The organism is Nitrosomonas nitrosa (assembly GCF_003051105.1).
Classification (GTDB): domain Bacteria; phylum Pseudomonadota; class Gammaproteobacteria; order Burkholderiales; family Nitrosomonadaceae; genus Nitrosomonas; species Nitrosomonas nitrosa.
Map to the genome: position 1 here is coordinate 1 of NZ_QAOO01000020.1, position 15,934 is coordinate 15,934.

General features: G+C 47.6%; 13 protein-coding genes. 6 read left to right on the top strand and 7 right to left on the bottom strand.

Annotation, left to right across the window (positions count from 1 at the left end):
* The first annotated feature begins 127 nt into the window (after nt 1-127).
* The 3 genes from C8R30_RS11300 to C8R30_RS11310 all read left to right on the top strand — a co-directional run bounded on the left by C8R30_RS11300 (nt 128) and on the right by C8R30_RS11310 (nt 3,272).
* Entirely contained in the window at nt 128-910 is a 783-nt protein-coding gene (locus C8R30_RS11300) for a reverse transcriptase domain-containing protein (RefSeq protein WP_258192025.1), read from the top strand.
* Nucleotides 865-2,058 carry a 2-hydroxyacid dehydrogenase gene (locus C8R30_RS11305; protein WP_258192020.1) on the top strand — a complete coding sequence of 398 codons (1,194 nt, stop codon included), beginning with the start codon at nt 865-867 and terminating at the stop codon, nt 2,056-2,058. Before C8R30_RS11300 ends, C8R30_RS11305 begins: the two co-directional genes overlap by 46 nt.
* Before the next feature lie 86 nt (nt 2,059-2,144).
* Entirely contained in the window at nt 2,145-3,272 is a 1,128-nt protein-coding gene (locus C8R30_RS11310; RefSeq protein WP_181257806.1) for a DUF819 family protein, read from the top strand.
* 52 nt (nt 3,273-3,324) lie between these two features.
* Here C8R30_RS11310 and C8R30_RS11315 read toward each other — a convergent pair whose 3' ends face one another.
* Entirely contained in the window at nt 3,325-4,167 is an 843-nt protein-coding gene (locus C8R30_RS11315) for a hypothetical protein (protein WP_258192022.1), read from the bottom strand.
* Between the two features lie 187 nt (nt 4,168-4,354).
* On the opposite strand from C8R30_RS11315, the gene hslO reads away from it, so the two are divergent.
* Nucleotides 4,355-5,209: an Hsp33 family molecular chaperone HslO gene (hslO, locus tag C8R30_RS11320; protein WP_090670931.1), complete on the top strand. Its 855-nt coding sequence runs from the start codon at nt 4,355-4,357 to the stop codon at nt 5,207-5,209.
* Between the two features lie 108 nt (nt 5,210-5,317).
* On the opposite strand, the gene C8R30_RS11325 is transcribed toward hslO, so the two are convergent.
* Both C8R30_RS11325 and C8R30_RS11330 read right to left on the bottom strand, forming a co-directional pair.
* A complete protein-coding gene (locus C8R30_RS11325; RefSeq protein WP_090670928.1) occupies nt 5,318-5,836 on the bottom strand; it encodes a hypothetical protein in 519 nt (172 codons plus the stop codon).
* An 8-nt stretch (nt 5,837-5,844) separates the two neighbouring features.
* On the bottom strand, nt 5,845-7,473 hold the full coding sequence (locus tag C8R30_RS11330; protein WP_181258738.1) for a diguanylate cyclase: 1,629 nt from the start codon (nt 7,471-7,473) through the stop codon (nt 5,845-5,847).
* 533 nt (nt 7,474-8,006) lie between these two features.
* On the opposite strand from C8R30_RS11330, the gene C8R30_RS11335 reads away from it, so the two are divergent.
* A complete protein-coding gene (locus C8R30_RS11335; RefSeq protein ID WP_177182348.1) occupies nt 8,007-8,657 on the top strand; it encodes a CPBP family intramembrane glutamic endopeptidase in 651 nt (216 codons plus the stop codon).
* Nucleotides 8,658-8,678: 21 nt separating this feature from the next.
* Here C8R30_RS11335 and C8R30_RS11340 read toward each other — a convergent pair whose 3' ends face one another.
* From C8R30_RS11340 to C8R30_RS11355, 3 genes are all read right to left on the bottom strand, one after another.
* Nucleotides 8,679-9,626 (bottom strand): diacylglycerol/lipid kinase family protein, encoded by a 948-nt coding sequence (locus tag C8R30_RS11340; protein WP_244888080.1) that lies wholly within the window; start codon nt 9,624-9,626, stop codon nt 8,679-8,681.
* 171 nt (nt 9,627-9,797) lie between these two features.
* Nucleotides 9,798-11,273: a porin gene (locus C8R30_RS11345; protein ID WP_090670917.1), complete on the bottom strand. Its 1,476-nt coding sequence runs from the start codon at nt 11,271-11,273 to the stop codon at nt 9,798-9,800.
* 245 nt (nt 11,274-11,518) lie between these two features.
* Complete coding sequence (locus tag C8R30_RS11355) at nt 11,519-14,224, bottom strand: cation-transporting P-type ATPase (RefSeq protein ID WP_258192023.1); 2,706 nt, start codon at nt 14,222-14,224, stop codon at nt 11,519-11,521.
* Nucleotides 14,225-14,318: 94 nt separating this feature from the next.
* On the opposite strand from C8R30_RS11355, the gene C8R30_RS11360 reads away from it, so the two are divergent.
* On the top strand, nt 14,319-14,846 hold the full coding sequence (locus C8R30_RS11360) for a protein tyrosine phosphatase family protein (protein WP_239654138.1): 528 nt from the start codon (nt 14,319-14,321) through the stop codon (nt 14,844-14,846).
* Nucleotides 14,847-14,982: 136 nt separating this feature from the next.
* On the opposite strand, the gene C8R30_RS11365 is transcribed toward C8R30_RS11360, so the two are convergent.
* On the bottom strand, nt 14,983-15,933 hold the full coding sequence (locus tag C8R30_RS11365; protein ID WP_107784315.1) for a polysaccharide deacetylase family protein: 951 nt from the start codon (nt 15,931-15,933) through the stop codon (nt 14,983-14,985).
* Between the last annotated feature and the right edge of the window lies 1 nt (nt 15,934).

The window sequence follows — 15,934 nt, forward strand, 5'->3', positions numbered from 1 at the left end:
TATTTGCGCACTGGAAAAGGGGAATACAAGGTTCATTTGTTTAATGGGAGCCGGATGAAGCGAGAGCTTCACGTCCGGTTCTAAGAGCGGCTGAGGGGGAAGTTCTCTCGGCCGACTCACCGGTGGTCTGGTCTCGCCCGTGCTGGCCAACATCTATCTGCACTACGTACTTGATATATGGTTTGAAAAGCGCTTTGCCAGAAGCTGTAGAGGACGGGCAAAACTGATACGTTACGCGGACGACTTCGTGGCCTGTTTTACCCATGAAGAAGATGCCAAGCGATTTTCAGCAGCGCTGATCGAACGACTGGCAGAATTTGCGCTAGAAGTAGAGCCGAGCAAAACCGCGCTGTTGCGATTTGGCAGCTATGCCAAGCGGCAATGCGCAAAACTAGGCTTGAGTCGCCCGCCCTCGTTCGATTTCTTGGGTTTCACGCACTACGTCACATGGAGTCGCAGCAAGCGCTTCATGGTGGGGCGGAAAACACAGGGAAGCCGAATCAACAAAAAGCTGAAAGAGGTGGGCGTAAGACTAGCAAAGCTGCGCACAAGCGGTGGACACGCCATGATGGATTATACGAAACGGCACTTGCAGGGACATATTGCGTACTTTGGAGTCAGCGGCAACAGCCGCAGCCTGAAAACATATATCTACCGCGTGAGTCGAGTTCTGTTCAAGTGGCTCAATCGACGCAGTCAGTGTAAGAGTGTGATTGGGCGCGCTTTGGTGAGGTGCTCAAAACATGGCTACCGCCGGTACGTATCAAGCACAACTTATATCCTCACCATTGTGGATGACTCAAGCTGGGAGCCGGATGGTGTAACGCTCCAAGTCCGGTTCTGCGAGGGCGGCAAGTGTGAGGCATGCCGCTACTCTCCAATAAAGAATTGTTGTTCTTGCGCAGAATAGCCCCTCTTATCGTCGGATCACTCAATAAAACCATCCGATTTCTCTCGCGGGCTGCTTGTTTTATGAGCGGCAATAATCGCGAAACAAGTTCTCAATTGACAACTTTTCACGATTTCAATACATTCCATGAGAACAGCAAGCATTTCCAACTTATCGAAGACATTATGCGCGCAGTTTTTCTCGATTTCGGTTCAGTTACACGAGGCGACATGGACTGTACGGCATTGGAAGAAGCCATCTCGCCCTGGCAGTTTTTTGATGACACCACACCCGAGCAAGTCCCGGAGCGGATCAAGGATGCAGAGATCATCGTCATCAACAAAGCACTGCTGGACCGCGCGACATTAGCCTATGCACATCGTTTGAAGCTGATTTGTATTGCCGCCACAGGTTATAACAACGTCGATCTTGTCGCAGCGGCTGAGCGCAATATCCCGGTGTGCAATGTGCGCGGCTACGCCACGCCTTCCGTCGCTCAGCATGTTTTCATGCTGATGCTCAATTTAACGTGCCGCTTTGTGGAATATCGGCAACTGGTCAAGCAAGGGGGTTGGCAAAAAAGCGTACATTTCTGTCCGCTCGATTTCGGTATCGAAGAATTATCGGGCAAAACACTCGGCATCATCGGCTATGGCGAATTGGGTCAAGCAGTCGCTCATATAGCACGAGCGTTCGGTATGCGCTTATTGATAGCCGACCACAAGGATAAACCTCCTCGTCCTGGCCGGACTGCCTTCGATCAAGTGCTCAGTCAGGCCGATTTCATTACCCTGCATTGCCCACTGTCAGAAGAAACGCACAATCTGATCAGCCAAAGAGAATTCGCATTGATGAAGCCTTCGGCTTATCTGATCAATACGGCACGTGGCGGACTGGTCAATGAAGACGATCTGCTGCATAGCCTGTCATCCGGACGTATTGCGGGTGCAGCCACCGATGTTTTGCAGAAAGAACCGCCTGTCGAGGGTAATCCATTGTTGAACTATCCACGGTCGAATCTCATTATCACACCCCATACTGCTTGGGCAAGCAGAGATTCTAGACAACGGCTACTCGATCTGATTGCAGAGAATATCCGGCATTTTTTACAAAACAAGCCGTTTAACCAGATCATGGATGCCATCAATCCACACGATGCGGCCAATTAAACACAAGGCTTACGGATATTCAAAAACCATATGGTGACAGGAGTCTGACGATTACCTTAATTCCTGCCGATCATCCCTTTGCCGTCATGGCTGCGCTATTCGCGATTGCCTCGCTTGCTATTCTCGCGGAGAAAACCCGTATTGGTGCGCAGCTTACTGGAGCGGTTATCGCGATTCTTGGCGCCATCGTTGCTGCAAACTTGAAAATTATTCCGCATGCGTCCACCAGCTACGACTTCGTTTTCGAATATTTTGTGCCTGTATTGATTCCACTGTTTTTGTTCAAGGCAGATCTCAGGCGGATGTTCTTTGAAACGACCCGCATGAGCATGGCGTTTTTGCTCGCCTGCACAGGGACGGTCGTGGGTGCGATCACAGCTGTATTCTTGCTCGATTTGTCTTCACTCGGCACAGGCGTAACCATCGACACTGCACAACGGGAAGCCGCGATCGCCGGGCTGTTCACCGCGACTTACATCGGGGGATCGGTCAATTACGCAGCGCTTGGAGAAATCACCCAGCTGCGTGAAGATGCTTCATTCTTCTCAGCAGCGACAGCGACCGATAATCTATTCAGCGCGCTCTATCTTGCGCTATTAGCCATGCTACCAGCGTGGCGTTGGCTTGCACGGCGCTACCTTGCCCGTGATCATACTGCAGCAAGCCACGATCACGCACCGGAGCGTATCATGCTGCCGGCATTGGCGCTATCCCTGACACTAGCCCTGTTGATCGTCGCCATTGCGGATATGCTGACTAGCTGGCTTGCCAACCCCAATTGGCGCTATGTGATGATCACGCTTTTGGCAATCGTTCCAGCCACGCTGTTTCCTCGGCAGATGGCTCGTCTTCACGGTGGTTTCGAACTGGGTATTTTGTTGTCTTTCGTATTTTTTGCAACGATTGCGGCTGGAGCCAATATCCTGGCCATGATCCAAATTGCTCCGCTCTTGATTTTACTGGTCATCATTCTGCTAAGCGTGCATGCGCTGATCACTTTCGGTCTGGGTTTGCTCTTTAGATTCTCGCTGCCAGAGCTGATTATCGCTTCCAATGCAGCGGTGCTAGGCGCCACCACAGCTCCGGCATTAGCTGCCGCTAAGGGTTGGCACGAGCTCATTACACCCGGCATTCTGGTGGGTGTATTTGGCTATGCCTTGGGAACCGTTGCTGGCACAGCCGTGTTCCAGTTTTGGAGTGGATTGGTACATTGATGTTGATCCCAGACCAAGATTCATAGAATCGATCAAGATTAGAGGCGCTCATCTAATAGAGGGATACGACCGTGTTATCGGCTAATAATCCACTAGGCTGTGGACAGAGCCGCTCTTTTCCCCACATCTTTTTATAAGCAAATTGCGGGCGTTGCTGCCATGATGAAAAAGAAGTCTGCTTCCTCTCGGCTCTACTAGCTAGCTCATGAACCTCATTAAAATGCTTGCAGATATGCTGATATAGCCTCTTTCGGCTTCCAAAAGCATAATGGATACCATCCGGGCTCATCCAGGCGGGATCTTGCTCACACAACACATAATGCTTTCGCGCTGCCAGTTCGATCAGGCCCTGATGCACAGCGTGTGCGCATTCGATAACCTCCCTCCTGGAAAGCTGACAAAACGGATAAAACACATTCCGGAAAAATTGATAGCGCCATTCGGACAGGGATTCAATCGAAGTGATCGGTAAATTGGTGACTACGATAGAAGCTGATTGCCGTTGCAGTTGGTCAATGCACCAAGTTATCCATTGCAAGATTTGAGCAGGCTGATATCCGTAAAGGATATCGTTCCCGATATCGGTCAATAAAGCATATGTCGGTCGGGCGCACCACGAATCGAGTTGCGACCATAAACCGCTCTCGATAATGCCCGGTAATTCGCGTATCAGTACCTGGCTACTCTGACCGTAGGAGCGGCCGTGCCCTACAGCTGCCAACACTTCGCTTGGCCCTCCGCAGCAATGTTGTATTTGCTGAATAGCCAAAGGTAAAGACAATGTCAAATTGCTCGCACCCAGCAAAACAATCCGATTGGCAAGCATTGATGACCGAGTCGCCCGCTTGGATCGATCATCCTCCTGCTCCGTTTCAACGCTAGTCATGTGTCCCATTATTTTATGGTGGCTCAATGCAGTAACTACTCTTTCAGTTTTTTCCGCTCGTCCGCTGGTTGAACTATGACGGAATTTTTAAATTCAATTGCTTACCCGAAGGTACAACCCGCGCAAATCAAATTCGAAGAAATATCTCTACCATTATGTCAAAATTTAGCCATCGACAAAAAAATTCACAAACTTCATGAACAACTACGTACAACGTTTTTTACTGGAAGATTTGGATATCCGCGGTGCAATCGTGCATGTGGATAGTGTATGGCAGCAAATGCTGCAAGATCGGGATTACCCCGTGCCTGTCATGAAAATCCTGGGAGAAATGTGTGCCACTACGCTGCTGCTAAGCTACAACCTCAAGCAGCTAGGAAGGCTAACGGTGCAACTGAAAGGCAATGGCCCCGTCTCCATGCTGGTTATCGATTGCAATGAAAGCCTTGATTTGCGTGGTATGGCAAAATATTCCCATTCCATCACACCTCAACCTGTACCTGATTTATTGGGGCATGGTCAACTGGTGTTGACTTTGGACAGGCAGTCGATGCAAGAAACCTATCAAAGCATTGTGCCGCTTGATGGTGATTCGATAGCTGAAATTTTTCAGCACTATTTCAGACAATCTGAGCAACTGCCTTCTCGTTTATTCTTAACCACTTCAGCCGAGGCTATTTTCGGTATTTTGTTACAAAAGCTGCCCACGATGGATCAACGCGATCCCGATGACTGGACACGCATCGAAGCCCTCGCAGCAACCGTACAAGATCAAACCATGGTTGGTCTGCCAGCCGAGGCAATCCTGACACGCCTGTTTGTTGAAGAAACAATCCGCATTTTTGAGCCACAGGTTGTTAGCTATGGCTGTCATAAGGACACGGCCAAGGTGCTCGATATGCTGCAATCGCTGGGTCGTGCGGAAGTCAATGCAATCTTGAAGGAATTTGGCGAAGTGATTGTGCATGACGATATTTGCAATCACGAGTACCGCTTCGATGCGCTCGCAATTGAAGCGATCTTTGGTGAAGCCGGACCCATGGTGCATTGATATTTTGCGCTATGAACGTGTTATGTTGGGGCAAAGCGATCACTAGGAAGGGCTGTCCGAGACTGATCCACTGCGTACGAGCCTCCTACGTAGGTTCATCAATCTCAATCAATCACACCATTTGGATCTCAAAATTTTGCATTGTTGGGTAGAACGCAGGAAGGTCGGGGAAAAGTTACGTGCGAATTGTTGTAATGCCGTTTCACAATTTTTTAATGCCATGTTCTCTGCCTGCTCAATATCAGCCGCCCGCGCCAATCCAAGTATGCCAGTTAGGCTATGGCCTTCAAACTTTCTACAGTATTGGTAAGCACAGTTATATTTCGGGATATAGCCAGGCACCCATTGGCAACATTCACCCCAACCTTCTCTGGGCGGCCGAAGCGTATCGTCTCGCGTGACCGCCAAAGCGGAGGCCTTCCACTCTAGATTCGGTTCGTTGACATGAGTGTGCCCCTCTCCAGCCATTTCGCCGTGTTGTGCGATATGGTTGATCACGATACTCGGTTGAGCATACTGAGCATCACAAAGTCTGGATTCAAACTCAGCGCGTGATTTTTTTTGATTTGTTGCACAACCTGACAAGGTCATTACGATAACTGTCATTAGTACGAATATTTGTTTCATTATTAATCCTAAATAGTGGGTACGGCTTCCCGCCAGGTACCACGGCCAGCACGTTTGGCTTCATACATAGCCATATCGGCATAACGGCTCAGTTCACTGAAGCTGCGTCCATGACGAGGATAGTACGCTAACCCCACGCTTGCCGATAGGCAGTGGCTGCGATCTCCCAATCTAACAGGCTGGCGTGTCACCTCCATCAAGCGGTCAATGACGGCCGAAACAATATCTGTATTGGCCGGGGGTGCAAGAAGTACGATAAATTCATCTCCACCGATTCGTGCCACGATATCTTCTTGCCGAACACAAGATTGCATCCGTTGCGCCAGAATGCGCAACACTTCATCGCCTTCAGCATGCCCCCATTGATCGTTAACAGGCTTAAATTTATCCAAATCTACTGTCAACAAGCTGAATCCTCGCCCTGCCTCACTTTCGGCGTACTGCTTAAATCGCTGCTCAAGTGCCCGACGATTAGGCAATTGGGTCAATTCATCAATAAAAGCAGCTTTGCTAGCATGACGCAGACTTTTGATACGCCTTGCCAGTGCCAACGAGAAAATCAAACTTTCTAATGTGGCGGATACTGGCATGGCAAACTCAGTCAATGGACTCGGCATCAATAGACCACAAACCCGCAACAGGAAAATAACGACACCCGCCAACACGATGCCATAAGCTGCCAGAAAATAGCGTGCTCCCGCCATACCTTGCCGCCAACGGCGAATCGCAATATAGAGTACAAGCCCCACACCCGGTAATGACTGTGCCGTCAATAGCAGAGAGGGTAGTCCATGCGCACCCGCTAGACGCATTGTGATGATCATTAGGTAGCTCAACATAAAAATTTGCAAGATCCGGTGCGCGATAGGAAGATGAATGCGCGTGCGGAAAAAACTCATCACAAAGCCTGTCAGCGCCATCCCCCAAAGACTCGGTAAGATCACTCGCCCCATTGCTACCCAATGAGGCCAATCGCGCCACCACCATTGAGCAGCATGACCATAGAGATAAGCCAAGAAAATAGCCAATGCCAACGTCGTGGCGACATACCAACCATAAGCGGGATCGCGCAGACTCACCGCCAGGAAAAGGTTATATAAACACAAAGCCAAGAGCGCGCCATAGACACCTCCCAGCAATAATTCGCCCCATTGTTCATAGCGTTCCAGATCATGTTGATGCCACAATGCGACTGGGAAACTCACGCCACCGGGATCATAAGCACGAAGATAAACCGGCCCATGCGCCGGCAGCATAAAAGCGTATTGGCGCCACTCCCGCTCACGCCCTGCCGCAAACGGCACGCGCTCGCCGGAGGCTAATTCCTCGAATTCACCATGAATATTGCGGCGATATAGACGCAAATCATAAAGATTGAGTGGCTCAACTACCAGCCACCACGGCGCACTCCGCTCTGGCTCGGTTCTTTGGAAATCCAGACGCAACCAGTGCGCGTCAGAACCTAAACCAACCCCATTGAATCCGCTTGCAGGGGCAAATCGTTCCGGTTCAGCGATCATTTGACGCCAGAGCGTACGTGCTGCAATATCGGTTGCCGCTGCCATCCGATCATTGATGACTACGCCGCTCAGACTGCGTTCAACTTGGAGTTCTTCAGCGTAACTCGGCATGCTCATTAGGGATATCGCCAACACGTACAAGCAGAGCAAGCGCATCATGGCGTAAGATCTACATGCATAGTAACAAGACACCCTTTGCACTTCATACCATTTTACTCACACAAAAAATGCCTCGTTGTGATGTTCATTATATTTATCGTTATTGCTATCTAATCGATATCTGAAAATGTCTAATGCCAACATAAACAAGATGAAAGACTTAACAAGCAACCCATCAATGCATAGCCTTGGATACCTTCCTTATTCCCTTTTTAAAAATAGGGATTAATTTTGTTACTTTATCAGATATAGGCTTAAGCCAACAACGATCACTATGATGAGCTTGAAGAATGGAATATAGCTTAATTCTCGAATAACACTCGTGGAAGATGTATCAAGCAGCACTCATAGACTAAGCATTCTCACATCAACATGCTTTCTTAAGCAGCGTGATGGTTAAACAAATCGGCAGATCCGCTTTGCCTGCAATTCAAAATTGCGCTACCACAATTTTGTTACAATTGATAGATGAGCCAATCCTGCGGAATAGCATGAACCTGACACGCCCCAATACCTCTCATCTCTATTTGGAATGCTTCGTTTTGTTCGTGGGTTTACCTCTAGCGATTTATAGCGTTGAGGGCGCAAAACTGATCCACCTGACACTATGGATCATTTCTCTGAGCTGCTGCTTCTATCTCTTGAAGCAGCCCGGATTTGACAAATCACAACTCATCAATATGGAGGCGGTGACCTTATCTGCCCTAAGACCTATTTTGCTGCGCTTCATGCTGGTTGCTCCCGCCATTGTTGCTTTTACTTATTACTACCATCATGAACGGCTTTTTTCACTTGTTAATACACAACCTCTGGTCTGGCTCCTGATCATCCTACTTTATCCTATTCTCTCGGTTTATCCTCAGGAGCTGCTGTATCGCTTATATTTTTTTACGCGCTATCGCCCCATATTCCAACCGCCATGGTTGATGATTACCGTCAACTCATTATTGTTCGGCTACGCACATATCGTATTCAATAATTGGATTTCGGTCACATTTACTTTTGCAGGCGGAATTATGTTTGCCTATACCTACCATCGACATCGCTCGCTGCTGCTTGCTTCGATCGAGCATGCGCTATATGGCTGCTTTGTTTTTACCATAGGTCTTGGCTGGTTTTTCTATCATGCTGCAGAGCGGTAGACCCAAAACCCACACGTCAGGTTACATGACAGATAAATGAGGCTGGATCAATACATGGATCGGTTTTGGGTTGATACTGAATTCAAGCATGCTGCCCGCTACAATATCACGGTTGCGAAAATAATCGCCATCGACCTGCATTGGGTAGGATGGCGCATGTAACATAAGCGATATATTTTTTCCTGAATAATATTGCAGAGGGAGGTCGGCACGCTTGCGCCGGAGCATGTACCACGCTTTGATCATTTCATGATAGCGCTGCGCTCCGGGTAAAAAACCAACAACCAGTTCTTTTAGGGAGGGACTAGCAGAAGGTACGAGTTGTAAATTTCTAGCGTAAGCTGCGCTGTTTGCCACAATAATGTATCCTGATTGACTATCGACAACCACTTGACCATCGACTGAGATCGTGACGGTTGGATGATGCAATGAAGCCAGTGCGCTCAATCCACACCAGACATAAGTAAAATCGCTGATCGGCCCTTTTCGCCTACCAATTCGTTTGACCGTCAACGAGTCAAAACCCATCGATGCCATGATAAAAAATGGTTTCGCCCCTCGAATCCCATTACCGCTGATTACCCCATAAAATTGTTCTAAACATTGACTGCGCTCAAGCGCCTTGAGTAAATTCTCTGTATTTGCGCTCATACCATACGAATGGGCAAATAACGATTCATTCCCGCCAGGGACCACATAAAGGGGAAGTTTCGTTTCACTGAGCAAAGGAAGTAGTTTTCTGACTGTACCATCCCCCCCCACGACGACCAGCAAATCATAAGCGCTTATTTCACTTACGCTACGCATGTAGGCTTTCATCTTTTTTTCAGACTCGCTTACTTCAACGAGTTTACCGTGATGAACGAGAAATTCTCCTAATCTGTGAGCTAATGCCCGCGTGTTCCCTACACTAGAGATCGGATTGAAAATAATCAATATTTTCTCTGGTGTAGGAATATCGATAAACACGCTATTGCTTTGAAATAAAGAATTGTTTCTCACAGGGAAATCGGTTGGATGGGTCTACAAACCTTTATATACCTGGTATAAATTTGAATGACGGCATCCCTCAATTTTCGTATAGCTAAGCTAAAGAATGATGACACAACGCATCGCCTGCACGCGTTTTGTATCCACATCTCAATAATTCCATTGCAGCTGGAAACGCATGATATTCGCATCATTGACATGCTTGAGCGTTCTCACGTTGGTCCTTTCCATGTTTGCATAAGCAACCGTTAATTCAACTCCTGACCAGTACTTCCACTCGACGCCTACTTCTGTCTCGCGAACCTTACTAAAAGGCGCATTAACGCTGTCTTTTTCTGCACCATCGTATCTCTGCCATTTGACATAAGGAATCCATGTGCCCCAGCTACCATCGATTTTATACATGGCTTGCACATAACCACCATGGATATCGTCGGACTCTATCCGGCTTAGATCTGCACTCAGTTGAGGTGATTTACCCCAGTTCCATTCAGTTTGGAAACCAAAGGGCTGAGGATAAAGGACGGCATGCAAACCTACACGCGTATCTCGATGACCTTTACTATCAAAGGTAGGCTTATCCAAGATCCCAGCAGCCACATTGGTTGCTACGGTTGGCACAAAACGCCCTGTATAACCATAAAAGCCTGCTTCAAAAAACTGCCCATTGCTGAACTCGAATGGATAAGTCACCCTAGCGGCAAGATGCACGTTATCGTTTTTATCGCTCTGGTTGAGACCTTGTCCCGTATAGGCACCAAAGCCGATAACGCCATAATCGCCCGAGCCCTTCAAATCCTTTTTAAGGAATTCAAAGCGTTTTTGTACATGTTCTGGTGTCCAGTAAAAAAACACCCCGGTATCACGTTCGTTACGCACACCACTGGCTAAAGGATCCGCGCGTTCAAACGCGAGGCGATCTCGGCTAGATTGCAATAATTCAAAGCTGTTTGGAATTTTAGAAAGACCAGGCCGAATCCTAAATTCTTTCTTTTTATCGAAATAAATATCACCATACATATCCCGAACACCAACAGTCCCATTTGCAAATTCTGATTGCATATAGAGGCTTAAGTGGTCTGAAATATCACCCTGGAAAACTAAACGCGCACGACGAATAAAAAAATTAGTATCCTCTTCAATTGATCTATCCCCTGGAGATGACAAATTCTCTACATCTCCAGATAAACCGGCACTTTGGCGGAATTGGGTATATCCACCAATCTTGATTCGGTCATACCATTTCTTTTCTTCCTTTCCAGCCGAAGCTTTCTGTGGCGCTACTTGCTGGCTTTGCTCAGCCACCGTCTGTGTTGCTGTTGATTGCTCTGCAGCGGGCGCTCCACGCATCGCCGGTTCTTCTACTTTTTGGTTAACCCTGGAGACCGCTGGAACGTGAGTTTCTTCCTGAGAAGCTGAATTCTCAACTCTTTTTACCTGTTCGAACTCACCCAGCTTGACCCGATTCTTTCCTGGTGTGGTATAGACCTGATTTGTTTCCACATCCACATACAAAATTAACGTGGCGGCTGATAAAACCGGACTTCCAAGAGAAGCCATGCAAAGCGCAACATTACTCAGCAACTTGCCAATTCTTTTATCTTGATTTTTTCCAGATTTACTCATTTTTTTCTTCAATGAACAATAACTGGAAGGCAGGTTATTACAATCTTGTTACAGTTTTATTACAAGCAGATAAAAGCTGGTCTTTACTGTATCCACTACTGAATGCATCGGTCAATGCATTCCAGAAGAGCAACATGATTCAAGAAATGTCAAAGAATGCGATCAATGAAAATCACGATAGAGGCTGGCGAATTGAAAAATCTGTTGAATAAGCCACTACCTGCTTGCTTTAGCAGTGATTAACATCAAACAACGTAATAGCGACGGATCCAATATTTCTCAATTTCAACCACTAGAAAAAGCATTACGCCCAATGCAACGATCTTGGACCAAGCAGCGGCATCAATCGCAGCCGTCCCAAATAAGTGCTGCATTAAAGGATTGTAGGTAAATAAAAGCTGAATCATTATGAGCAAGACAATTGCAAATAGGGCGTATAAGTTTCCCATCAACCCTTTGTAAGATAGTGCGGATGCCAGCAAATAACGGCAATTGAATAAATACCAGATTTCTCCCATCACTAATGCATTTACCGCAACAGTCCGGCACACCTCAATACCGCTCCCCTGCGCCTGTTCCCATAGAAACAATCCCAGCACACCACCGGTCAGCAGCAAGGATACGAATGCTATACGCCATAGCATGAAACGTGACAAGATGGGTTCATTGGAACGATGTGGAGGACGCTGCATAATATCCGATTCAGCTCGCTCAAAAGCAAGCGACAAGGAAAGTGTGATCGCAGTCACCATATTGACCCACAGTATCTGCACAGGGGTAATCGGCAATGTCGCCATGCCAAGAAGAATAGCGATTACTAGCATACCGGCTTCTCCACAACTGGTAGGCATGATGTAGACGATAGTTTTTCTGATGTTATCGTAGACCGTCCGCCCTTCTTCCACTGCATGCGTAATCGTGGCGAAGTTATCATCGGTAATCACCATTTCCGAAGCTTCTTTGGCAACTTCGGTTCCTTTCTTCCCCATGGCTACACCGATATCAGCCCGCTTCAGAGCAGGCGCGTCGTTAACGCCATCACCAGTCATGGCAACGATTTCGCCGTTTGCTTGCAAAGCTTGCACCAATCTCAGCTTGTGTTCTGGACTGGATCGAGCAAAGATATCGGTGTGCAAAACAGTAGCGCGTAACTGCTCTTCATCCATCCGTTCTAAATCGACCCCATGTAATGCAGCCCGCCCATCTCCAATGCCAAGCTGCATACCAATCGCCAGAGCGGTTGCGATATGATCTCCCGTGATCATTTTGACGTTTATTCCGGCTGACCGACATTTCTGTACAGCTTCAATAGCTTCCTCTCGAGGAGGATCGATAATGCCGACTAATCCAAGTATCGTAAAACCGCTACGAACATGATCAAATGTCAGCTTCACTTGACCTTCTTCAGCGGATTTAACCGCAATGGCGAGTATTCGTTGCCCTGATGCCGCAGCCGCTTGCATTTGGCTGAGCCAGTAATGGTGACTCGATGGACGGTCACCACTTCTACACCGCTCCTGTGTGCAAATTGCCAGCACTTCTTCTGGTGCGCCTTTGAGAAAAATATACCCCTGCCCAGCCTTATCACGATGCAAGCTCGCCATAAAGCGATGTTCAGATGCAAAAGGAATGACATCGATACGCGGTAACCTTACATGTTCTGACAAAGTGTTCAACCTCGCCTTCATGGCGAGTGTTAGCAAAGCACCTTCTGTTGGGTCACCCTCAATAACCCATTGCCCTTCACGTTCATGTAATTGTGCATCATTACATAGCAATCCCACCCGAAAAAGATCATGTATCTCCGGGAATTCAGCTACTGAAATTTCCTGGCCATTCAGGCTGAATCCTCCGACTGGTGCATAGCCTGCGCCACTGATCTCCAGTCGATAATCGGCCATAATGATCTGCCTCACCGTCATTTCATTTCGTGTCAGGGTCCCCGTCTTATCGGTACAAATAACGGTGACTGCACCCAAAGCTTCCACGGCAGGCAGACGCCGGATAATGGTATGCCGCTTAGCCATCATCTGGACGCTCACCGCCAGCGTAATGGTCATGATCGCGGGCAATCCCTCAGGAATGGCCGCAACTGCTATACTGACTGCCGCTAGAAGCATTACATCCAAACGATAATGCCCAAGCAGCATGCCGTACACCAACATAGCGATAGCCAACACCATGATCACACCACTCAACCAGCGACCAAATACAGCCAATTGTCTCAGTAGGGGCGTCTCGATAGTATCCACGTGTTCGAGCAGTACACTGATACGTCCAATCTCGGTTCGGTCACTGGTCGCCACCACGATACCTGCCCCTTGTCCGTACACCACGAGCGTACTCGAATAAGCCATGCAAAAACGATCACCAATCGAGGCTTGTTCGGGAACAGGGGTAACCGCTTTTTCCACGGGGACAGATTCACCAGTCAAAGCGGCTTCTTCGATACGCAAATTTTTAACATTGAATAACCGTAGATCAGCCGGGACCTTATCGCCAGGTTGAAGTAACACGATGTCGCCTGGCACCAGATCCTCGGCAGGAATTTGCATGCGCTTGCCATCGCGCAGAACCATCGCATTGAGTGAGAGCATACGCCGGATGGCACTCAAGGCTTTTTCTGCTTTGCCTTCCTGTATGAATCCGATAAGAGCATTGATCACGACGACACCAATCACAACAGCGGTATCGACCCATTGACCAAGCACCGCCGTCACCATTGCGGCGGCCAGCAACACATAAATCAATACATTGTGGAATTGCAAAAAAAATCGCTTCCATGCGCTACGCTGCTGGGGTGGTCTCAAACGGTTAGGTCCGTATTGCAGCTGACGTTGTATTACATCCTTTTCTGAAAGACCATTCTGTTGGGATTGAAGATCAAGCAATACCTGTTCTACTGATTGGCTATGCCATGTACTGTTGCGAGGGGGTTCAAGTATGGCCAAGTATCGCTCCTTCATCATCCGCTTAATTTATAGCCTTAATTATGTTACCTTGTAGTAAAACGAAACATGGCCCAGTTTATTATAGGAGATCAGGATGAACCACATGCAGAACATCATCTTAGTTTGGTCACTCTTATCGTTTGCAAGTATTATTCAAGCCCATAACCAAGCACCTTTCGGCAATCAGATAAAAGGAGTTTCGAATTATAATCGGGCCACAACGCAAGTTGCCACTGGCGGCTCATTGGGTGAAAGCGGTGTACAGGAACTGGCTACGCAAGGTTTTAAGACAATCATCGATTTGCGTACTGAAGCCGAAGGTACCGATATTGAAAAACAGGCCGTCGAACAAGCGGGCATGCGCTACATCAATATCCCTGTCACAGCAAAAGGTATCGATGATGTCCAACTATCCGCTTTTATTGACACCATTGAACACGCCACCCCACCCATACTCGTGCATTGTGCATCGGGTAATCGTGCCGGTGCGATGTGGGCTGCTTATCGCTTGCACAAAGGGATTGCGCTCGACATCGCCTTGGAAGAGGGTCGCACAGCAGGAATGCAAATCGGCATGGAGGAAAAGATTAAAGAATCTTGCCGTGTAAATAATTTGTGCTGAAAATGGTTCAATCCCCTATTAAGCCTGATTGAACTTACACGATAACACACCACACCAGTCGTAATACATCAGGGGATTACTTAAAGCTGGATCAAAGTTCATGGATTCCTATTTACGCAACTTCTAATCTAATCAATCAGACCACTTCGATCTTGTTGAAGGTATTCTGCGCCATTCGTAACACATAGAAAAGCTCACTTTTGTCCCATGGGGTAAATCGTGGCAGCTGGAATACATCATCATGCCCTTTAGCCGCACCCCAGGCAGTGGATACAGCCGCTTCAAACCCTAACTGCTTGACCATTTCGACGTGATCTGCACAGTAATCCTTTCCCGGTTTGCCGTTTGGATAAGCAAACAAACGGACTGGCGCGCCAATAATTCCTTCTAGGGCTTCTTTACCATTGGCTATTTCAGTCAGCGCGATAGTATTGTTGACCTTTGACAGAATAGGATGAGTTACTGTATGCCCGCCAATCTCCATACCCGCATTATGTAACTGCCTGACTTGATCGGAAGTCATCATGAGATCATTCGGTAGATTTGCAGCAATACGTGTTCTAATTTCCTCAACCTGCAATTGCCTAACTTCGTGAGGCAGATATTTGAGAATTTCTATAATGTTAAAAAGTGCCTCTCGCCGCTGCGTCAAGGTAGAAATTATATGGGTGCCCAAATTGATCTCATCGAGAGCCAGCCGCTCCCCTTGCGCTTGGCGTACAGATTCAATTACTGTGTCATTCCACATTCTGCCTCCATCAAGAAAACCTGAAGCGATAAAAAAGGTTGCCGATACGTTATATTTCTGGAGAATGGGCAAGGCAATTTCTGCGTTATCCGCATAACCATCATCAAAAGTGATACTGACCGCGCGACTCGGCAATGTGCCTTGCCGCAGTCGCTTAATAGCCTCGTACAAAGGCAAGACATTGAAATTTTTAGTCAAATAACCAAGTTGCTTCTCAAAACTATTGACGTCCCCTCCTCCCACTAAGGGATCGGGATTAGGTAGAACGCGATGGTAAATAACAATAGATAATCTTGCATTTTTACCGGCAGGTGAAAACAGGGAAGACAATATTTTCATA

Bases quoted from the DNA above. Each gene is read 5' to 3' on its own strand.
- C8R30_RS11305 (WP_258192020.1), top strand. From the start codon at position 865: ATGCCGCTACTCTCCAATAAAGAATTGTTGTTCTTGCGCAGAATAGCC.
- C8R30_RS11310 (WP_181257806.1), top strand. From the start codon at position 2,145: ATGGCTGCGCTATTCGCGATTGCCTCGCTTGCTATTCTCGCGGAGAAA.
- C8R30_RS11315 (WP_258192022.1), bottom strand. From the start codon at position 4,167: ATGGGACACATGACTAGCGTTGAAACGGAGCAGGAGGATGATCGATCC.
- hslO (WP_090670931.1), top strand. From the start codon at position 4,355: ATGAACAACTACGTACAACGTTTTTTACTGGAAGATTTGGATATCCGC.
- C8R30_RS11325 (WP_090670928.1), bottom strand. From the start codon at position 5,836: ATGAAACAAATATTCGTACTAATGACAGTTATCGTAATGACCTTGTCA.
- C8R30_RS11330 (WP_181258738.1), bottom strand. From the start codon at position 7,473: ATGAGCATGCCGAGTTACGCTGAAGAACTCCAAGTTGAACGCAGTCTG.
- C8R30_RS11335 (WP_177182348.1), top strand. From the start codon at position 8,007: ATGAACCTGACACGCCCCAATACCTCTCATCTCTATTTGGAATGCTTC.
- C8R30_RS11345 (WP_090670917.1), bottom strand. From the start codon at position 11,273: ATGAGTAAATCTGGAAAAAATCAAGATAAAAGAATTGGCAAGTTGCTG.
- C8R30_RS11360 (WP_239654138.1), top strand. From the start codon at position 14,319: ATGAACCACATGCAGAACATCATCTTAGTTTGGTCACTCTTATCGTTT.
- C8R30_RS11365 (WP_107784315.1), bottom strand. From the start codon at position 15,933: ATGAAAATATTGTCTTCCCTGTTTTCACCTGCCGGTAAAAATGCAAGA.